General features: G+C 58.7%; 15 protein-coding genes and 3 pseudogenes. 13 read left to right on the plus strand and 5 right to left on the minus strand.

Annotated features, from left to right (window positions below; genetic code table 11):
• Positions 1 to 8: 8 nt before the first annotated feature.
• From ACP7E3_RS02405 to ACP7E3_RS02440, 8 genes and pseudogenes are all read left to right on the plus strand, one after another.
• Positions 9 to 4,436 (plus strand): RHS repeat-associated core domain-containing protein, encoded by a 4,428-nt coding sequence (locus tag ACP7E3_RS02405; protein ID WP_426122168.1) that lies wholly within the window; start codon positions 9 to 11, stop codon positions 4,434 to 4,436.
• Positions 4,437 to 4,438: 2 nt separating this feature from the next.
• On the plus strand, positions 4,439 to 4,717 hold the full coding sequence (locus ACP7E3_RS02410) for a hypothetical protein (RefSeq protein ID WP_057005221.1): 279 nt from the start codon (positions 4,439 to 4,441) through the stop codon (positions 4,715 to 4,717).
• A gap of 69 nt (positions 4,718 to 4,786) precedes the next feature.
• Entirely contained in the window at positions 4,787 to 9,157 is a 4,371-nt protein-coding gene (locus ACP7E3_RS02415; protein ID WP_426122170.1) for an RHS repeat-associated core domain-containing protein, read from the plus strand.
• Positions 9,158 to 9,165: 8 nt separating this feature from the next.
• Positions 9,166 to 10,035 (plus strand): tetratricopeptide repeat protein, encoded by an 870-nt coding sequence (locus ACP7E3_RS02420; protein WP_108525835.1) that lies wholly within the window; start codon positions 9,166 to 9,168, stop codon positions 10,033 to 10,035.
• Positions 10,036 to 10,183: 148 nt separating this feature from the next.
• A pseudogene (locus ACP7E3_RS02425) lies at positions 10,184 to 10,660 on the plus strand (RHS repeat domain-containing protein); the annotation flags it as partial.
• Positions 10,661 to 11,011: 351 nt separating this feature from the next.
• Positions 11,012 to 11,458 carry a hypothetical protein gene (locus tag ACP7E3_RS02430; protein WP_057005220.1) on the plus strand — a complete coding sequence of 149 codons (447 nt, stop codon included), beginning with the start codon at positions 11,012 to 11,014 and terminating at the stop codon, positions 11,456 to 11,458.
• Between the two features lie 283 nt (positions 11,459 to 11,741).
• A pseudogene (locus ACP7E3_RS02435) lies at positions 11,742 to 12,015 on the plus strand (RHS repeat-associated core domain-containing protein); the annotation flags it as partial.
• A gap of 150 nt (positions 12,016 to 12,165) precedes the next feature.
• Positions 12,166 to 12,339 (plus strand): annotated as a pseudogene (locus ACP7E3_RS02440) (HNH endonuclease); the annotation flags it as partial.
• Between the two features lie 18 nt (positions 12,340 to 12,357).
• Here the strand turns inward: ACP7E3_RS02440 and ACP7E3_RS02445 are convergent.
• Positions 12,358 to 12,852: a type III secretion effector protein gene (locus ACP7E3_RS02445; RefSeq protein WP_256591006.1), complete on the minus strand. Its 495-nt coding sequence runs from the start codon at positions 12,850 to 12,852 to the stop codon at positions 12,358 to 12,360.
• A gap of 242 nt (positions 12,853 to 13,094) precedes the next feature.
• On the opposite strand from ACP7E3_RS02445, the gene ACP7E3_RS02450 reads away from it, so the two are divergent.
• Positions 13,095 to 13,328, plus strand: coding sequence for a hypothetical protein (locus tag ACP7E3_RS02450; protein WP_426122173.1), 234 nt, complete (start codon positions 13,095 to 13,097; stop codon positions 13,326 to 13,328).
• 481 nt (positions 13,329 to 13,809) lie between these two features.
• Here ACP7E3_RS02450 and ACP7E3_RS02455 read toward each other — a convergent pair whose 3' ends face one another.
• From ACP7E3_RS02455 to ACP7E3_RS02465, 3 genes are all read right to left on the minus strand, one after another.
• On the minus strand, positions 13,810 to 14,085 hold the full coding sequence (locus ACP7E3_RS02455; protein ID WP_003213368.1) for an HU family DNA-binding protein: 276 nt from the start codon (positions 14,083 to 14,085) through the stop codon (positions 13,810 to 13,812).
• 191 nt (positions 14,086 to 14,276) lie between these two features.
• Entirely contained in the window at positions 14,277 to 15,425 is a 1,149-nt protein-coding gene (locus ACP7E3_RS02460) for an NAD(P)/FAD-dependent oxidoreductase (protein ID WP_426122175.1), read from the minus strand.
• A gap of 36 nt (positions 15,426 to 15,461) precedes the next feature.
• A complete protein-coding gene (locus ACP7E3_RS02465; RefSeq protein ID WP_046381624.1) occupies positions 15,462 to 15,629 on the minus strand; it encodes a rubredoxin in 168 nt (55 codons plus the stop codon).
• Positions 15,630 to 15,826: 197 nt separating this feature from the next.
• Between ACP7E3_RS02465 and ACP7E3_RS02470 the strand changes: the two genes are divergently transcribed.
• Together ACP7E3_RS02470 and ubiA are read left to right on the plus strand one after the other, a co-directional pair.
• Complete coding sequence (locus ACP7E3_RS02470) at positions 15,827 to 16,390, plus strand: chorismate lyase (protein WP_193040731.1); 564 nt, start codon at positions 15,827 to 15,829, stop codon at positions 16,388 to 16,390.
• Positions 16,390 to 17,280 (plus strand): 4-hydroxybenzoate octaprenyltransferase, encoded by an 891-nt coding sequence (gene ubiA / locus ACP7E3_RS02475; protein ID WP_046485965.1) that lies wholly within the window; start codon positions 16,390 to 16,392, stop codon positions 17,278 to 17,280. Before ACP7E3_RS02470 ends, ubiA begins: the two co-directional genes overlap by 1 nt.
• Positions 17,281 to 17,310: 30 nt before the next feature.
• Here ubiA and ACP7E3_RS02480 read toward each other — a convergent pair whose 3' ends face one another.
• Positions 17,311 to 17,691, minus strand: a complete 381-nt coding sequence (locus ACP7E3_RS02480; protein ID WP_046381623.1) for a COG4315 family predicted lipoprotein — start codon at positions 17,689 to 17,691, stop codon at positions 17,311 to 17,313.
• A gap of 154 nt (positions 17,692 to 17,845) precedes the next feature.
• Here ACP7E3_RS02480 and phoB point away from each other — a divergent pair, with 154 nt between their 5' ends.
• On the plus strand, positions 17,846 to 18,535 hold the full coding sequence (phoB, locus tag ACP7E3_RS02485; protein ID WP_003176964.1) for a phosphate regulon transcriptional regulator PhoB: 690 nt from the start codon (positions 17,846 to 17,848) through the stop codon (positions 18,533 to 18,535).
• A 59-nt stretch (positions 18,536 to 18,594) separates the two neighbouring features.
• Complete coding sequence (gene phoR, locus ACP7E3_RS02490; protein ID WP_017849996.1) at positions 18,595 to 19,917, plus strand: phosphate regulon sensor histidine kinase PhoR; 1,323 nt, start codon at positions 18,595 to 18,597, stop codon at positions 19,915 to 19,917.
• Positions 19,918 to 20,047: the final 130 nt, after the last annotated feature.

A 20,047-nucleotide genomic window follows, 5' to 3' on the forward strand; every position in this document is an offset into this window, starting at 1 on the left:
GCGCCTCAATGTCTGACGCACTGCTCTGGGCCGCACGGTTGGGGGATGGCTTGTCCCATACCTCAGTGATGGCCGACATCCTTGGCGGTGTGCTCGAGGTCGCGGCTAACGTGGCGATAACGGCGTTGGCCACGGCTGCGGTGGTGGCGGCGACCGGTATCACCGTTGCGACGGGGGGGCTGGGCGCGTGCGTGTTGGGTGCCGTCGTCGGCGTGGTTGTCGGCATCGCCATGAGCAAAACCGGTGCCGACAAAGGCTTGAGCACGATGTGCGAAGGCATCGGCAACGCGCTGTTCCCTCCCGCCGTCATGGCGACGATTGTCAGCGGCTCCACTGACACCCTGATCAACTCAACCCCCGCTGCACGGGCAGCCGGCACGGTGCCATCCCATGTCGCCCCCTCCGGCACCGAAGCCGAAGAACCACCGTCGAAGCCGGAACACAGCGAAGAGCCCAGCTACCTGGATATGGCCAAGGGGTTCTTTTCACAAATGTGGCGCCCTACCGTCGCCACCCCGGCCCCCGGCGCAGTCCCCAAACCGTTGGACCTGGTGACGTGCATGAAGCATCCTCCGATGCCGCCGCAGTTTCTCGCCGAGGGCTCGGAAAAAGTCACGATCAACGGTCAGCCCGCCGTGCGCAGCGGCGACCGTAGCACTTGCGACGCGACGGTGGTGTCGTCGGGGCTGATCTCGCCGAACGTGACCATCGGCGGTGGCTCAGTGGTGGTGCGCGAGATACGCAGCGGCAAAACACCGGGTGTAGGCCTCGCCGTTACCGCCTTGATGATGCTCAAAGGGGGCAAAGGCAAGTTCCTCAGCAACCTGCCTTGTATGCTGCTCGCAGGCGTCAATTCGTTTGTGGTCAGCCAGGCCATGGGCGCCCTGGCCAATGCGACCATGGGCTCGCCTAACCCTGTTCACGCCAGTACCGGAGCCAAGGTACTCGGCGGTTCCGAGGAATTGGATTTTGCCCTGCCTGGCATCATGCCCATCGACTGGCAACGTTTCTACAACAGCCGGGACGAGCGCCAGGATGGCTTGTTCGGTGCCGGCTGGAGCCTGTCCTATGAGGTCAGCGTCCACTTGCTGCGCCACCCGGAAGGCGGCGAACACCTGGTGTACGTCGACGAGCAAGGCCGACGCATCGACATGGGATCGATCCCCTTGGGCGGCGCCGTGTTCAGTGCTGGCGAGGGGCTCAGCGTCAGGCGCCACCTGGGCGGTCAGTTGCTGATCGAAAGTGCCGACGGTCTGTATCGGTTGTTCGACCCGGCGCCACAGAACGCTACCTTGCTGCGCCTTAGTCAATTAGGTGATCGCAACGACAACCGTATCTACCTGGATTATGACAACGACGGTCGCCTGCTGCGGCTTCGGGACACCTTTGACCTGGTCAAGGTTGAACTGGCATACGACGCAACCTGGCAGCGCCGCGTCAGCCAGATCGAGCGGCTTTACCCCGACCAGCGCCGCGAAGTGCTGATGCATTACAGCTACGACAGCCGTGGCGATCTGGCTTGTGTACGTCAATCCGACGGCCAGGTTAAACGTCGATTTGTCTACGATGCCGGGCAGCGTATGGTCGAGCATCAATTGCCCACAGGCTTGCGCTGTTTCTACCAGTGGGCCCTGGTGGAAGACCGTGAGTGGCGTGTGGTCCGGCACTGGACAGACGCCGGGGACACCTACGATTACCACTACGAACTGGACGCTGGCATCACCCGCATCACCGACGGGCTGGAGCGAATCAGCATCCGCCGATGGGATCAACAGCATCAGATCATCGAGTCTATCGATGTGCTCGGACGTACCTGGGCCTTCCAATGGAATGATGAAAGCCAACTGCTGGGCGCCACCGATCCCAACGGCGGGCACTACCAATTCAGCTACGACGAAGCCGGTAACCTGAGCGAGACGCTCGACCCCTTGGGACGCAGCGAATCGACCTTGTGGCTGGAACATTGGGCACTACCGCTGGCAGAAACCGACGCCGCAGGCAATACCTGGCAATACCGTTACGACTCGCGCGGCAATTGCGTCAGCGAAACCGACGCTGCTGGGAACGTCACGGCCTATCGTCATGATGCCCACGGGCAAGTCGTGCAAATCACCGATGCCAGTGGCAAGAGCAAAACCCTGCGCTGGACGCCGCTCGGCCAGTTAAGCGAGCACACCGACTGTTCGGGAATGACCACTCGCTTGAGCTACTGCGAGCGCGGCCTGCTGCTGACCAGCACCGATGCACTGGGCGAGCGCACGGTGTTCAGCTATGACGATCAAGGCCGACTCACCCGCAAGCAATTGCCCGACGGCCGCAGCGAACACTATGAGCACGACGCCTGTGGTCAGGTCATCGGCTATCGCGACCCCGCTGGCAACACTACCTACTTCCAGCATGCCCTGAGTGGCCAGTTACATCAGCGCATTGACGCCCATGGCCGCCGCGTGACGTTGAACCATGATGCTTACGGCCGCCTGCAAAGCCTGACCAACGAGAACGGTGAACGCTACCGGTTCGACTGGGACGCCGGCGACCGGTTGACCCAGGAACACCGCCTGGACGGCAGTCTCAAGCGCTACGCCTACGACCCACTGGACAACGTCACGCAGGTAGAGACGATCGCAGTACACGGCACCGAGACAGCCATCATTCACGACCTGGAACGGGATGCCGCAGGTCGGCTGGTCGCCAAGAACACCCTGGATGGGCGCACCGAATATTGCTATGACGAGCTGGATCAAGTCACATCCATCACGTTCACCGGGCGTGACGGCCAACAGAGTCTGGGATTCGGTTATGACGTCCTCGGCCAACTGGTTCTCGAACACAGTGCCGCCGGCAGTTTGGAACACCGTTACGACGAGCTGGGCAATCTGGTTCAGACCCAGCTTCCTGACGGCCGTTGGCTCAACCGCCTGCGCTACGGCAGCGGGCATCTGCACCAGATCAATCTTGATGGCAGGGTCATCAGTGATTTCGAGCGTGATCGGTTTCACCGGGAAGTCCTGCGCACCCAGGGCCGTATCAGCACCCGCAGCGAGTACGACCGCAGCGGACGACTCCGCGCCCGTCAGCGTCGGCAACAGGACCAGTCGCTGCTGGTGCCAGCAACGCAAACACGCTTTGGCTATGACGACAGCGACCAGTTGGTCGAGCGCTTTGTCAGCCACCCGGGCACGACACACCGCCAACTGCTGCACTACGATGCCACCGGTCGCATTCTCGCCAGCCAGGACAACCTTCTGGGTCAACGTGAAGCCTTCGCCTACGACCCGGCCGCCAATTTGCAAGATGGCCTCGGGCATGTGGCCCACAACCGGTTATTGACCTATCAGGACAAGCGTTACCGCTACGACGGTTTCGGCCGCATGGTCGAAAAATACAGCACCCAGCGCGGCACCCAACGCTTCAGCTATGACGCCGAGCAGCGGCTGGGGCAGGTGAACAACAACGACGGCTCCACGGTCAAAATGACCTACGACCCGCTGGGCCGACGGATCGCCAAAACATTGTTTGACCGTAACGGTGTCCAGCAGAGCCAGACGCTATTCACCTGGGACGCGATGCAGTTGTTGCAGGAGCGCTGCAACCAGCGGACCAGCCTCTATATCTATGCCGACGAGGGCTACGAACCCGTCGCACGCGTCGATGGCCTCGGGGCTCTGCAAAAGGTTCGCTACTATCACAACGACCCCAATGGCCTGCCCGAGCAGCTCACGGAAAGCGACGGCCATACGGTATGGAAGGCGCGTTATGAAGTCTGGGGCAATACCGTCGAGGAAACCCGCGAGCCCTATTACATCGAAGAACAGAACCTGCGCTTTCAGGGCCAGTACCTGGATCGAGAAACCGGGCTGCACTACAACACGCTGCGCTTTTACGATCCGCAGATCGGACGCTTCACGACGCCCGACCCTATCGGCCTGGCCGGCGGCCTTAACCTCTACCAGTACGCACCCAACCCCCTGAGCTGGATCGACCCGCTGGGCCTGATGAAGTGCTCAAGCCCACCCAAGGGGCGTAAGGTCAATCGCACGGTGTATCGATTCGAGGAGCCCGGACGCATCGGTACGACCTGGCAGGCACACAAGTGGAATGTGGAGTCCCGACACCGGTACACGGCCAGGGGACTGGGTGGCGTGTATGGCGCCAACTCGCGAAAGACCGCATTGGGCGAAGTCACCCACTGGGATGTCGACCTGTCCACACGGGTACTGGTCAGCAAAAAGGTGCAGCTAAACAACGTGCTGGACTTAACGCGCGCCGACGTGCGCAAACAGTTAGGCGTATCACTCAAAAGCATTACGGGTAACAAATACACCGAAACTCACCAGATCGGCAGCTGGGCAAAAGCCAATGGCTATGATGGGATTCTTGCCCCATCCGCGCGAAACCCGACCGGCAGCAACTTAATATCATTTGCAGGATTCTGATCATGCCACTTGAAGATGAATACCCCGGCGATGCCGACTGGCAAAGCATGGTAGCGCTGTACAAAGAAGACTATCTGGACGAAGACGCGCGCACCCTGGCGCAAGCATTGGCCGGCGACCTCGACGTGGCCGTTGTGCTGCGAGGCAAGCGAGGGCTCAAGGAAGGGCTGTGGTGGATCGAACGCAAAGTTCCCGCTCTCGACAATGTGCGGCCTGTCGACTGCCTTGAAGATCCGCGGCTGATCAAACGCCTGCGAACAGCCTTGATGAGCATGCCGTAACCAGACGAGGGAGCAACTGATTGACTATGGAAGGTCTCAAGAAAATCGCCACGGCCCTGGGCACCGCGTATGTCTGACGCACTCTGGGCCGCTCGCATGGGCGATGCGCTGGCCCACACCTCGATGATGGCCGACATCCTCGGCGGTGTGCTGGAGGTGGCTGCCAATATCGCGATCACTGCCGTGGCGACTGCTGCCGTTGTCGCTGCCACAGGGATTACCGTCGTGACCGGCGGGTTGGGGTGCTTCCTGTTGGGCGCGGTAGTGGGCACGATTGTTGGCCTTGCCATGAGCAAGACCGGTGCAGACAAAGGCCTGACAAACTTATGCGATAGCTTCAGCAATGCCCTTTTCCCGCCCACGGTACAGGCGAATATTCTCACCGGCTCAACCGATACCCTGACCAACAACATCCCTGCCGCCCGGGCCGCCGGGGCGATCAGCTCTCATGTGGCGCCGGCAGGCACCGAACTGGAAGCACCCGAGCCGGAACCCGAGGCCAGTTATCTGGACATGGCCGAGAGTTTCTTCTCGCAGATGTGGCGCCCCACGGTTGCCACTCCGGCGCCAGGCGCCGTGCCAAAGCCGCTGGACCTGGTCGCGTGCATGAAGCATCCACCGATGCCGCCGCAGTTTCTCGCCGAAGGTTCGTCCAAGGTCACGATCAATGGCCAACCAGCGGTGCGCAGCGGCGACCGCAGTACGTGCGACGCCAGCGTGGTGTCTTCCGGGCTGATTTCACCCAACGTGACGATTGGCGGCGGCTCAGTGGTGGTGCGGGAAATCCGCAGCGGCAAGACACCCGGCGTCGGGCTCGCAGTCACGGCGTTGTTGATGCTCAAGGGCGGCAAGGGCAAGTTCTTCAGCAAGCTGCCGTGCATGCTGATCGGCGGCGCGACTTCGATGGCGGTCAGCAGTGCAATGGGCGCGATGGCCAACGCGGCCATGGGCTCGTCCAACCCGGTGCATGCGGCGACCGGCGCGAAAGTGCTGGGCGATGTCGAGGAGCTGGATTTCGTGCTGCCCGGCATCCTGCCAATCGACTGGCAACGCATCTACAACAGCCGCGACGAACGCCCCGGCAGTCTGTTCGGCGCGGGCTGGAGTGTCGCCTATGAGGTGTGCGTCGAGATCCGCCCTCATCCCGACGGCGGCGATACGCTGGTCTACACCGATGAGCAGGGCCGACCGATCGACATGGGCTCGATTGCCCTGGGCGGCGCGGTGTTCAGCGCCGGTGAAGGACTCTCCGTGCGGCGCCACCTCAACGGGCAGTTGCTGATCGAAAGTGATGACGGCCTGTACCGGCTGTTCGAACCGACCCCGACCAATGCTGGCTTGCTTCGCCTGACTCAGCTCGGTGACCGCAACGACAACCGTATCCACGTCGACTATGACGCCGCCGGGCGCCTGGTGCGCCTGCGCGATACTTTCGATCTGGTGCAAGTCGAACTGGTGCGCGAGCGTGAACGCGTCACCCATATCGAACGCATCTATCCCGATCAACGCCGCGAAGTGCTCGTCAGCTATACCTACGACACGGCGGGAAATCTGGCTGAGGTACGCGATACCACCGGCCAGGTGCAGCGGCGCTTCGCCTACGACGCCGGGCGCCGGATGGTGGAGCATCAGTTGCCCACCGGGTTGCGTTGCTTCTATGAATGGGCGCTGGTCGAAGACCTGGAATGGCGCGTGGTCCGGCACTGGACCGACGAGGGTGACGCCTACCAGTTCGACTATGACTTGAAAGCCGGCCTCACCCGCATTACCGACGGCTTGCAACGCGTCAGCAGCCGCCACTGGAATACCCAGCATCAGATCATTCAATACAGCGACAACCTCGGCCAGACCTGGTTGTTCGAGTGGAACGACGAACGCCAATTGCTCAGTGCCACCGATCCACAGGGTGGGCGCTACGCATACAGTTACGACGAGGCCGGCAACCTGATCGACGATTCCGACCCGCTGGGCCGCAGCGATTCGACGCTGTGGCTGGAACATTGGGCCTTACCGCTGGTGGAAACCGACGCCGCCGGCCACAGCTGGCAGTATCGCTACGACCCGCGCGGCAACTGCATCGCCGAAACCGATCCGCTGGGTCATATCACTCGCTATCGCTACGACGCCCATGGACAGGTCGTGGAAATCGTCGACGCCACGGGTAAACGCAAGAAGCTGCGGTGGAATTCGTTCGGGCAACTGGTCGAGCACATTGACTGCTCGGGTTACCCCACGCGCTTCAGCTATGACGAGCGAGGCTATTTGCAGGTCATCACCGACGCCCTCGGCGAACGCACTCAATTCAGCTATGACGCCAACGGGCGTTTGCTCAGCAGCCAACTGCCGGACGGACGCATTGAGCGCTATCAGCGCGATGTCAGCGGTCAGTTGGTGGGCTACACCGACCCGGCCGGGCACACCACGCTCTACCAGCACAACCGTCGCGGCCAGGTACGCCAGCGCACCGACGCCCATGGCCGGCAGGTGCAATTCGGCTATGACAGCTATGGGCGGCTGCAAGCGCTGGTCAACGAGAACGGCGAAAGCTATCGGTTCGCGTGGGATGCAGGGGATCGGCTGACCCAACAACAAGACCTCGACGGCAGCGCCAAGCGCTACACCTACGACCGGCTGGATAACATCACGGCAGTGACCGCCGTTGCGGCGCCTTATGGCAATGGCTTGGCGATAGTTCCCGAGGAGCCACCGACCCCCATCATTCATCGGCTGGAGCGCGATGCGGTTGGCCGGTTGATTGCCAAGACCACCGACGATGGCCGCACCGACTACAGCTACGATGCAGTGGACCAGCTAACCGCCGTCACCTTCACCGACTTGCAGGGCAATACCCAGGCTCTTGGTTTCGCTTACGACGCCCTTGGCCAGTTGCTTGCCGAACAGAGTTCAGCGGGCAATCTGCACCACCACTACGACGAACTCGGTAACCTGATCCAAACCCAACTGCCCGACGGCCGCTGGCTCAATCGCCTCTACTACGGCAGCGGCCACCTGCACCAGCTCAACCTCGACGGCCAGGTCATCAGCGACTTCGAACGCGACCGCCTGCACCGCGAAGTGCTGCGCACCCAAGGCCAACTCAGCACCCGCAGCGAATACGACCGCAGCGGCCGCCTGCGCGCACGCCAGCGCCGCCACGCCAGCCAGCCCTCGTTGATGCCGGCGGCCACACAAAAACACTTCGAGTACGACCCCGCCGACAACCTGATCGGCAAACTCGACCAGCAACCCGCAGCGCAACATCGCCAACTGCTGCACTACGACGCCACCGGCCGCATCATCGCCAGCCAGGACAACCTGCGCGGCCAGCGCGAAACCTTCGCCTACGACGCGGCCGCCAACCTGCTCGACGGCCCGCAAACCTCTGGCGGCTTGGTGCGCCATAACCGATTGCTGACCTATCAGGACAAGCGTTACCGCTACGACGGCTTTGGCCGACTGATCGAAAAACGCAGCGCCAAACGCGGCGTGCAGCGCTTTGCCTACGACGCCGAAAGCCGGCTGATTGAAGTACGCAATGAAAACGGCAGCGTGCTCAGGATGACCTATGACCCGCTGGGCCGGCGTATTGAAAAAACCGAGCATGGCCGCGACGGCTATCCGCTGGGCGAAACCCGGTTCATGTGGGATGGCCTGCGGTTGTTGCAGGAGCATAAACACAGTCAGACGAGCCTGTATGTCTATGAAGACGAAGGCTACGAACCCTTGGCCCGAGTCGACGGCATCGGCCCGCTGCAGAAAATCCGCTACTACCACAACGATCTGAACGGATTGCCGGAGCAACTGACCGAAGCAGATGGAGAAACGGTGTGGCGCGCGACGTATCGGGTGTGGGGCAACACACTGGAGGAGGTGCGCGAGCCTTATTACATTGAAGAGCAGAATTTGCGGTTTCAGGGGCAGTATCTGGACCGGGAGACGGGGCTGCATTTCAATACGTTTAGGTTTTATGATCCGGATGTGGGGCGGTTTACTACGCCGGATCCGATTGGGTTGGACGGAGAGCTTAATCTCTACCAATACGCATCAAATCCGATTGCATGGATCGATCCATGGGGATGGAAAACTTGCGGCGCTGCAAACGGAAATTCCAGACAAAATAACAAGGTAAATCATGTATACGTCATTCGTAACAAAACGACTGGGCAGGTGTACAAATATGGTATCAGCGGTGGGAAAATTTCCAAAAATGGGAAATCTTACCGAGCGCAGTCGCAGGTACGCAGACTTAACAGGGGGAGTTCTGATAAATACGAGTCCGCCATAATCAGAAAAAATGTAACACGCACCAAGGCTCTTAAAGTTGAACAAGGTAGAGTCAATGGCTACTCAGTAGCCGCTCAGCGAGCAGGTCAAACACCTTCATTTCCAAAAGTCGGGATTAATCCTGTGGGCAACTCACTGCCAAATGCGACGAGATAGAAACTCTAATGAGCAAATATTTATCAACACTCGAAATTATTCCAACTACAGACCGCCTGCAGGCTCACAGCGTTCGAGAGGCCGCCGTACTCTATATTTATCTTCTAACGACCACTTGCAAGCTTTCTACTGGTGGAGTTGCCAAAGTGGTTCTTCAGCAAGCGCCAGAGGAAGCAGAGCTGACACTTACAAATGTTTGCACCTACTCTCATCCTTTCAAGCACTTACAGGACCTGCCGACGGAAGCTACAGACGCCGTTATTCGCCAGTGCTTTATCGACGATATCAATGAGGCGCTCCTATCATTAGCAACTCTCAAAGGTTGGGATACCGACCCAATACATAAACTTCATGCAGCGATTGTCAAACGTGGCTATCAGTTTTCCGGTACTTCAGGCCGCTCACTGAAAAACCCAGCTAAAACGCTCACGGCGTCAGCCGCCTGGCGCACGGATCGATACATTAATATCGGCGTCTTGGTGCAAGGCCCCAAAAACACACCAACCGAGTTTTTTACTGCCACACGAATTGGCATATCGCTGGGACTTTTCGAATCACTGCTAGGCGCTGTTGAATGGGTGGACGATCAAACCATTCGCCTTTTCCAAGCAAACAAGCGCGACTATTGGGAAATTGATACGATCTCTAAAGAGGTGAAATTCCACTTCCCCAGAGCTGAGTCCGGTGATGCCCATGGAGAGTTTGATCTGGGTAAAATGTACGTTGATGGATGGATAGTCGAACAGAATTTTGAACAAGCCCGGCAGTGGTTGGAGCGCTCTGCTGCTCAAGGTTTCTCTCGAGCAGTCAAACTTTTGCAGCGCATGAATGACGGCGACACAAACCTCGCGGATCCGGTGATGAACAGCAAAAAATGATTCCGGGGTATATTCCTCTTGCATCCCGATTACTGGCTGCTCCTCATACACTCTGCGACCTGACAGAGCAATATTGTTACGACTAACCGCGCGTGTACCTGCGCTCACGCCACCGTTGCCTACACCGGCACAAAAGCAGTTCGAGCATGCCGCCGCCAACCTGCTCGACGGCCCGCAACCCGGCGCCGGGCTGGTGGTGCATAACAAACTGCTGACCTACCAGGACAAGCGTTACCGCTACGACGCCTTTGGCCGCATGATCGAAAAACGCAGCGCCAAACGCGGCGTGCAGCGCTTTGCCTACGACGCCGAAAGCCGGCTGATTGAAGTACGCAATGAAAACGGCAGCGTGCTCAGGATGACCTATGACCCGCTGGGCCGGCGCATTGAAAAAACCGAGCATGGCCGCGACGGCTATCCGCTGGGCGAGACCCGGTTCATGTGGGATGGCCTGCGGTTGTTGCAGGAGCATATGGACCGGGAGACGGGGCTGCATTTCAATACGTTTAGGTTTTATGATCCGGATGTGGGGCGGTTTACTACGCCGGATCCGATTGGGTTGACGGGGGGAATCAACCTCTACAAATACGCACAAAATCCCATCTCTTGGATTGACCCATGGGGACTTCTTAATCTCAACACCAACGGCGCTGCAGGTAATTTCGGTGTGTACGAAATTCGAATAGACGGTGAGCTGTACAAGTACGGCAAGGCCGATATGAACCGTGTAACAGAATCCAGCGGCAACCCGACCAGACTTCACCAACAAGTAGAAAAATTAGAACGGCTGAATCCTGGTAAAACGATTAAGGGTACCGTTCTAGAAAGCGGCATAAGCACGACCCAGGCGGCCAAGACCATCGAAACTGCCAAATTGGATGCACATTACAAAAAACTGGCGGACTGATTCCTGAAGGAAACAAAAAGAGCTATAAAGGCCCTAAATCGCTATGTGGCAAATAAGAGAGGATAAATAATGCGCAACCCATACCCTATCGCCATAAGCGGACTTTTCCCAGATCCCGCTGCTGTTTTTTATGTATCGCACCATGTTAGCCGAATTATTCGAGAACAACTCGAACGCCAGATAATAAACACCGAAGTGTTCGATAAAAAATATGGTGACAATTATTGGCTGAGCCTGAGGGACTCAAGCGTGTCTGGGCTACTGGACCTAAATGTTACAGGCCCTGAGGTATCTAAGAGAAATAAAGCAGTGAGCTACTCCTTGAGAATGCCCAGCCAACCTATCAACAAAGACCCTACAGGCTATGAAAAATACCTTGAGTACCACGAAAAAGGTGTAAAAGAGGTCTTTGATGCATTAAAAATCCAGATGTCGGAGCCAATCGATAGCATTTATAACGCTATACGTAAGGAAGTGCGAAAATTGCCTCCGGACAAACTTAAGAATCCGGAATAAACATCGACGAACTTCAACTATATCACATGAGGCAAACTTATTTAAAATCACAGATCAAATAAATACCCCGTTTAATAAACCCAGGACTAACAGCAAGGTTCTATATTGATATATGGCAGGAACCCATCCTATTGGCTCAATTAAAATCGCACGTCGCCAGATCTACGATGAGACTTTTGAATTGGAGGCGCAGCAGCGGAAATTTTCCGTTTGTTGCCAAAGACAGCCACGGCAAACCACATATATTTGAAGTGAAGCGCGGTGCTGGGAAGTTGACCCCAGACACAGGGCCTGGCAGGTAACATATCAGATATTGGGTAACACGCTAGATAGAGGTGCGCGAGCCTTATTACATTGAAGAGCAGAATTTGCGGTTTCAGGGGCAGTATCTGGACCGGGAGACGGGGCTGCATTTCAATACGTTTAGGTTTTATGATCCGGATGTGGGGTGGTTTACTACGCCGGATCCGATTGGGTTGGAAGGTGGCCTCAATCTTTACCAATACGCGCCAAACCCAATTGGATGGGCCGATCCATGGGGCTGGGCGTATGCAGGGGTGGACTTTACTGGCAGCAGTGACCTGTATCCGATAAAAGGCTCACACAGAAATATCGTGACGATCAAGATGCAAGGCTCTAGATCGCGCGACTTTACTCAAGCCTACAAAAAAGCAGGTATTCCTAGAAGCGCCAAGAAACACTATACCTGGCACCAGGTTGATGACTTCGACGCAAAATCCGGCAATACAACAATGCAGCTTGTCAGAAAATCTGCCCATGAGGCTACGTACCCACATGGCGGTTCAGTTGCACAGTATGAAAAACACTTCAAAGTTAAAGGGCGGACTTGCCTAAACAAATCCGCCACTCTCCACTCTTGAATCAAGATTCTATCAAAACTACGTTACATCCGATTCTACAAGCGTTATCAATCTTTTAATCATTCTGTTCATGTGCCTGTGGCGCAGCTCAATCGCATCCATACGAGACTTGTCAGTCGGTGCATCCGACGACTTCGGCGCTTCATACGGTTTATAAACAAGGTCGTATCGTGTACCCAGGTCTTGCAACTGGGCTTCTATGCCATCCATGGTTTTTTCTTGATTGGTCAAGCGCCCGGCTGTGTCTTTTGGTGCATCCGATTTTTTACTAACCGCATTAGCCTCAGATCCTTCGTTAATGGAAAGGATCTGGTTGACCATCAACTCTGTTTTTATTTCACTGTCTTCGAGGCGCGCGTCTATTTTTTGCTTTTCTGTTGCTGCCGGGTCTACGGTCGTGGTCGTGCCGTCCGCGTTCTTTTTTGCCGCGCCTGGCATTGCAGCTTGCGCTTCGATTCTATCGATGATGGCTTTGGAAGCCAAATGTTCCCCCACATTCAAGGGGATATTCACCAGTGAATTTACCCCCCCACTGATAAGTGAGTTGCGCGCGCTGGACGCCAGTTCAGAAGAGAGCGGCGAGAACCCATTTTTATCGTGTAGATCGTTAATATTTTGCGTGGTCTTTAAAGAATCCTTAATACCAGGTGACGCGGCTTTGGGGTTTGGCAGAGGATGGGAGCCTCCTTGTTTATTTGACCGAGGATTGGAGCCCCCTGATCCATTTGCCTGAGGATTCGGACCTCCTTGCCCATTTGGCAGAGGATTCGAACCTGGATTCGAACCTGGATTCGATCCTGGATTCGAACCTGGATTCGATCCTGGATTCGATCCTGGATTCGATCCTGGATTCGAACCTGGATTCGATCCTGGATTCGATCCTGGATTCGATCCTGGATTCGATCCTGGATTCGAACCTGGATTCGATCCACTTCCGGAACCTCCATGTCCACTTGACCCTCCCCCCCTGCGTCCTCCGCCAGCCTTAGTAGCGCCACTTAACTCAGAAGCACCTATTTTCTCATTACTCGCCGTGGGATATTCAATACCCCCTCCGTTACCCGCATTCGAACCATATACAATCTTCGAGGAGTCAGCCGTTTGCTGCCCATTACCCGACGTCAACGGAACTGAGTTTCCTGGCACAGTTGGCTGAGGTGATGGAGTAATTGGAGGAATATAAGTTAGATCAGTGAGTTTCATTGAGACACCTCTTTAAAATAGTCTTGAGCGCGTCCCTGCAATCTCGACTAATAGGTGGCGCCTCATACCCATTAAGTTCCAGTGCGTAAGTAATCGTCCTTTACAAACAATAAAAAACTCTGCCCCGCTAATATTAATAACTGTATAAGCCGTGAGCCCCCTCCTTGCGCCTCGATTGCTTTTCCACACGCACAAAAAATGGGCACCCGACCCAGTCGGCGTGCCCACTTTTTCTACCTCCCCGCCCCCTTCGAGACGATACCGCTATTACGGGTTGACGCTGTCTTTGAGCGACTTGCCCGGCTTGAACGCAACGGTATTGCTGGCCTTGATTTTCACAGGCTCACCGGTTTGCGGGTTTTTGCCGGTGCGGGCGCCGCGGTGGCGTTGCAGGAAGGTGCCGAAGCCAACCAGGGTGACGCTGTCCTTGCGGTGCAGGGCGCCGGTGATTTCTTCGAGAACGGCGTTGAGGACGCGATTCGCCTGTTCTTTGGTGAGGTCCGCTTTTTCAGCGATGGCGGCTGCGAGTTCTGGTTTACGCATAAGTGAAGCCTCTTTGACGGTTTTTTGTTGTTATGTCCGTGCTGCTCTCTAATGGAGCAGCGCCCAAGGCGCCGCAGGCTCTACTCTGCGGCAGACGGGAGTGAGGATGGCATGCCCTCGGACGCCGCGCCAGTCTCGTGGCGACCTTTCTAGGGTGAAAAATAGGGTTATTCCGACAGAACGACCAGTATTTACGCCAGCAGCGGCGGAAGTTCTTTGTTCAACGCCAGTTTTTCCATCACGGCGCTGCCGGTCAGCGCGTAGCCCAGCAGGCGGCCGCTGGCATCGCGGCACAGGGCCTTGATGTCGGCGCCCTGCCCTTCGACACTCCACACGCCTTCGGTGCCCCGTGGCGGTGGCGAAACCACCAGCGGGCAGACCGGGGTTTTCACGGTGACCGGCATCGGCCCGTAGCTGACGGCCGTGGCATTGCCCGCCAGCGTCTGGGCCAAGGTGCGGGCGCAGCTCATCAGCGGCATGACGTACAGCAGGTTCAGGCCATCGACTTCGGCGCAGTCGCCCAGGGCATAGATGTTGGCGTGGGAGGTCTTGAGGTGGCGGTCGACCACGATCCCACGGTTGACCTGCAAGCCGGCAGCCGCGGCCAGGTCGACACGCGGGCGCAGGCCGATGGCCGAGACCACCAGGTCGCACTGGATCACTTCACCGTCCGACAGGTGCGCTTCCAGACCTTCGGCGCTGCGTTGCAGGCGGTTGAGCACCGGGCCCAGGTGGAAGCGCGCCCCAAGGCCTTCCAGCCCGGCTTGTACCGCTGCGGCCGCCGCTGGGTGCAGCAGGGTCGGCATGACTTGCTCGCACGGTGCCACCAGGTCGATTTCGTAGCCGCCGAGGATCAGGTCGTTGGCGAATTCGCAGCCGATCAGGCCGGCGCCAAGCAGCAGCACGCGGCGTTTACCGACGGCTGCCGCGCGAAAGCGGGCGTAGTCTTCAAGATCGTTGATCGGGAAAATCAGCTCCGCGGCGTCGCCTTCGACCGGCACGCGCACGGTTTCCGCGCCCCAGGCCAGGACCAGGTCGCGGTAAGTCACCGCTTCTTCGCCGATCCACAAGCGCTTGTGGCCCGGGTCAATACCGGTGATACGGGTATGAGTGCGTACCTCGGCCTTGAGTTGCTCGGCCATGGCACCGGGTTCAGCCATGCTCAGGCCATCGGCTTCCTTGTTCTTGGCAAAGCCGGTGGAGAGCATGGGCTTGGAGTAGGAGCGCCCATCATCCGCGGTGATCAGCAACAACGGGGTATCGCTGTCGAGCTTGCGAAACTCGCGGGCCACGTTGTAACCGGCGAGCCCTGTGCCGATGATCACGACAGGTGCGTTCATTCCTTTCTCCTTGTAGTACGTTTCTTAAATTCGCGATTACGCGATTTCAATCATTTCGAAATCCACTTTGCCCACGCCGCAGTCCGGGCACAGCCAGTCTTCCGGAACGTCCTCCCACAGGGTACCCGGAGCGATTCCGTCGTCCGGCCAGCCGTCTTTCTCGTCATAGATCAGGCCGCAGACTATGCATTGCCACTTCTTCATTTACTTGCTTCCTCAGGGTCCAGGCAGGTTGGCCGACGGTCGATAGATCCCGCGTTGCCGTGCGGCTCAGCGCGTTTTGTACTGATCGGGGCCTGCAGATGCAAGTACGATCGACACAAGGCACCGGTTCAGCCCGGCAAAAGAGCCGGACGCCATGGTAAGCTCGCCGCCTCTTTTGCTGCCAATATTGACGCACCGTGCCGCACTCAATCGCCCTTCCCGATGCTTGCCAATGGCTGACCCAGAGCCTTCTGAGCCCCCTGCCCGCGCCGTTGACCCTTGACTGGCTGTTCGACGAGGGCTCGCTGACGCGGCGCCTGACGGGGCTGTCCAGCGACAGTTTCAGCGTGACGCCGCTGTGCGAAGGCTGGCAGCCGTTGCGCAACGATGAGTGCGCGGCGCTTGACCTGCCCCAGGCCAGCATCGGTTGGGTGCGCGAGGTGTATTTGCGCGGGCATGGCCAGCCGTGGGTGTTTGCCCGCAGCGTGGCGTCGCGCAGTGCGTTGCAAGGCGACGGGTTGCATATGGACGAGCTGGGGAGCCGCTCCCTGGGCGAGCTGCTGTTCTGCGACCGCGCCTTCACGCGCCGGGCGATCGAGGTCTGCCATTACCCGCGCCCATGGCTGCCCCCCGCGGATCAGCTCGACGGGCTGTGGGCGCGCCGCTCGCGGTTCGATCGCGGGGCGCTGAGCGTGCTGGTCGCCGAAATCTTCCTGCCGAGCCTGTGGCACGCGGTGCATGACCACCCGGAGAACCGCTGATGTATCAACGCCTGCTCAAATCCTTGAACCGTCTGAACCCCAGGGCCTGGGATTTCATTCAGTTGACGCGCATGGACAAACCCATCGGCATCTACCTGCTGCTGTGGCCGACGCTGTGGGCGCTGTGGATCGCCGGCAAGGGCTCGCCGTCCTTGATCAATATCCTGATTTTCGTGCTCGGCGTGGTGCTCACTCGCGCCGGCGGCTGCGTGATCAACGACTGGGCCGACCGCAAGGTCGACGGCCACGTGAAGCGCACCGAGCAACGCCCACTGGTCAGCGGCAAGATCAGCTCGAAAGAGGCGCTGGTGTTTTTCGCGCTGCTGATGGGCATCAGCTTCCTGCTGGTGCTGCTGACCAACGCGACGACCATCCTGCTGTCCCTCGGCGGCCTGGCGCTGGCGGCGAGCTATCCGTTCATGAAGCGCTACACCTATTACCCGCAAGTGGTGCTGGGCGCGGCGTTTTCCTGGGGCATGCCGATGGCGTTCACCGCCGAAACCGGCAACCTGCCTGCCGCCGCGTGGCTGCTGTACATCGCCAATGTGCTGTGGACGGTGGGCTACGACACCTATTACGCCATGACCGACCGCGACGACGATTTGAAGATCGGCGTGAAATCCACCGCCATCCTGTTTGGCGACGCCGACCGGGCGATCATTCTGACCCTGCAAGGCCTGGCGCTGGCGTGCCTGTTGCTGGCCGGCGCGCGGTTCGAGCTGGGCGGCTGGTTCCACCTGGGGTTGCTGGCGGCGGCGGGCTGTTTTGCCTGGGAATTCTGGTACACCCGGGACAGGGACCGGATGAAGTGCTTCAAGGCGTTTTTGCACAACCACTGGGCCGGGTTGGCGATCTTTGTCGGGATTGTCGCGGATTACGGGTTTCGATGAGGGGCCAGGCCCCTCATCGCGAGGGCCCAACTAAGGCTTGGCGACTTTCCAGGCCCCGTCCATCTTGCCTTCACCGGTCATGTCGCCGGCCTTCTTGTCCATGACGAAGGTGTAGAGCGGCTTGCCGCTGTAGGCCCACTGACTCTTCTGGTCGTCACGGGTGATCACGGTCCATTTGCCCATGGGCTTGTCGGTGGACGCCGCCGTCAATGGCGGCCAGTTGGCGGCGCACTTATCGTTGCACATGGATTTGCCATTGGCGTCCTTGGCGAAGGTATAGAGCGTCATGCCGTTGTGATCGACCAGTATCCCGTCTTTGGTCGTCGCGGGGTCCGCCGCGAATGCCAGGGTCGGCAGCGTCAACGCCGCCGTGACCAGCAGGGCCTTCCAGGAAAAAGTACTGTAAGTCATCGGAACCTTCCTTTTGTGGTTGTCAGGATTCGGACCCAAAGCGTAGTCCACGCAGGCGGGAATTGCGCGAGCAGCTAAATTACTGTCACACGACTGCAATAATTCCGTTATCTAATGCGGCGCAAGACAGTTAAATGACAAGAGGATTTTAGGCATGGTTGGCAGGAGCATTCTGATCGTCGACGACGAAGCGCCCATTCGCGAGATGATCGCCGTCGCGTTGGAAATGGCCGGCTATGACTGCCTGGAAGCGGAGAACTCGCAGCAGGCCCATGCCATTATCGTCGACCGCAAACCGGACCTGATTCTGCTCGACTGGATGCTGCCCGGCACCTCCGGCATCGAACTGGCGCGGCGTCTCAAGCGTGACGAGCTGACCGGCGACATCCCGATCATCATGCTCACGGCCAAGGGCGAAGAAGACAACAAGATCCAGGGCCTGGAAGTCGGCGCCGATGACTACATCACCAAGCCGTTTTCCCCACGGGAACTGGTCGCACGCCTGAAAGCCGTACTGCGCCGCGCCGGCCCGACCGATGGCGAAGCACCGATCGAAGTCGGCGGCCTGTTGCTGGACCCGATCAGCCACCGCGTGACCATCGACGGCAAGCCCGCCGAGATGGGCCCGACCGAATACCGTCTGCTGCAGTTCTTCATGACCCACCAGGAACGCGCCTACACCCGCGGCCAGTTGCTGGACCAAGTGTGGGGCGGCAATGTGTACGTGGAAGAGCGCACCGTGGACGTGCATATCCGTCGCCTGCGCAAAGCCCTGGGCGATGCCTACGAGAATCTGGTACAAACCGTGCGCGGCACCGGCTATCGGTTTTCCACCAAGGGCTGAGCCAGCCGGTTTCTGAACGCAAGAGCCTGACTTAACAGCTGACAAGGACGCATGTTCAAGTGAACCAAAACTGGCATGGCACGCTGATCCGCCACCTGCTGCTGTTGATCACCGGCTGCTTGCTGGTAGGCCTGATCAGCGGCCAATACGGCTGGAGCCTGGCCGTCGGCATTGGTCTGTATCTGGGCTGGACCCTCAAGCAATTGCTGCGCCTGCATGAATGGCTGCGCCAACACAAACCCGATGAAGCACCACCCGACGGCTACGGCCTGTGGGGCGAGGTGTTCGACAGCATCTATCACCTGCAACGCCGCGACCAACGGGTACGCGGGCGCCTGCAAGCGGTGATCGACCGGGTGCAGGAGTCCACCGCCGCGCTGAAAGACGCAGTGATCATGCTCGACAGCGACGGCAACCTCGAATGGTGGAACCGCGCCGCCGAGACCCTGCTGGGCCTCAAGACGCCCCAGGACAGCGGCCAACCGGTGACCAACCTGGTCCGCCACCCGCGCTTCAAGGAATACTTCGAGCAGGAAAACTACGAAGAAGCCCTGGAAATTCCCTCGCCCACCAACGACCGCGTACGCATCCAGCTGTACCTGACGCGCTACGGCAACAACGAACACTTGATGCTGGTGCGCGACGTAACCCGCATCCACCAGTTGGAACAGATGCGCAAGGACTTCGTTGCCAACGTCTCCCACGAGCTGCGCACCCCGTTGACGGTGATCTGCGGCTACCTGGAGACGCTGCTGGACAACGTCGACGAGATCAACCCGCGCTGGAGCCGCGCCCTGCAGCAGATGCAGCAGCAAGGCTCGCGCATGCAAACCCTGCTCAATGACCTGCTGTTGCTGGCCAAGCTGGAGGCGACCGATTACCCGTCGGATAACCACCCGGTGGCGGTGCAAAGCCTGTTGCAGACCATCAAGAACGACGCCCAGGCCCTCTCCGGCCAACGCGGGCAACAGATCACCCTGGAAGCCGACCCGTCGGTACTGCTCAAAGGCAGCGAAGGCGAATTGCGCAGCGCGTTTTCCAACCTGGTGTTCAACGCCGTGAAGTACACACCGGACAAGGGCAATATCCGCATCCGCTGGTGGGCCGACGCCCAGGGCGCGCACCTGAGCGTGCAAGACTCCGGCATCGGCATCGACGCCAAGCACCTGCCGCGCCTGACCGAGCGCTTCTACCGCGTCGACTCCAGCCGCAACTCCAACACCGGCGGCACCGGGCTGGGCCTGGCGATCGTCAAGCACGTGCTGCTGCGCCACCGCGCACGCCTGGAAATCAGCAGTGTGCTCGGCCACGGCAGCACCTTTACCTGCCATTTTCCGCCGCCCCAGGTAACCCGTTCGCGGATGGTCGTGAATGATGAATAGCCCGGACACAATACAACGCTAAATGTGGGAGCAAGCCCCCTCCCACATTTGGAATTGCATTGTTCCAAAGCAGGTATTCCTGGCTCCACCAGGCAGCAACCACTAGGCAAGCGCCGCGCCAGCCGCTACA

Origin of the sequence: Pseudomonas sp. PSPC2-3 (genome assembly GCF_049898265.1) — a bacterium.
GTDB classification, from domain to species: Bacteria; Pseudomonadota; Gammaproteobacteria; order Pseudomonadales; family Pseudomonadaceae; genus Aquipseudomonas; species Aquipseudomonas veronii.

Coding starts and splice junctions, on each gene's coding strand:
- phoB (WP_003176964.1), top strand. CDS start 17,846: ATGGTTGGCAGGAGCATTCTGATCGTCGACGACGAAGCGCCCATTCGC.
- ACP7E3_RS02415 (WP_426122170.1), top strand. CDS start 4,787: ATGTCTGACGCACTCTGGGCCGCTCGCATGGGCGATGCGCTGGCCCAC.
- ACP7E3_RS02430 (WP_057005220.1), top strand. CDS start 11,012: ATGCGCAACCCATACCCTATCGCCATAAGCGGACTTTTCCCAGATCCC.
- ACP7E3_RS02460 (WP_426122175.1), bottom strand. CDS start 15,425: ATGAACGCACCTGTCGTGATCATCGGCACAGGGCTCGCCGGTTACAAC.
- ACP7E3_RS02410 (WP_057005221.1), top strand. CDS start 4,439: ATGCCACTTGAAGATGAATACCCCGGCGATGCCGACTGGCAAAGCATG.
- ACP7E3_RS02405 (WP_426122168.1), top strand. CDS start 9: ATGTCTGACGCACTGCTCTGGGCCGCACGGTTGGGGGATGGCTTGTCC.
- ACP7E3_RS02480 (WP_046381623.1), bottom strand. CDS start 17,691: ATGACTTACAGTACTTTTTCCTGGAAGGCCCTGCTGGTCACGGCGGCG.
- ACP7E3_RS02455 (WP_003213368.1), bottom strand. CDS start 14,085: ATGCGTAAACCAGAACTCGCAGCCGCCATCGCTGAAAAAGCGGACCTC.
- ACP7E3_RS02420 (WP_108525835.1), top strand. CDS start 9,166: ATGAGCAAATATTTATCAACACTCGAAATTATTCCAACTACAGACCGC.
- ACP7E3_RS02465 (WP_046381624.1), bottom strand. CDS start 15,629: ATGAAGAAGTGGCAATGCATAGTCTGCGGCCTGATCTATGACGAGAAA.
- ubiA (WP_046485965.1), top strand. CDS start 16,390: ATGTATCAACGCCTGCTCAAATCCTTGAACCGTCTGAACCCCAGGGCC.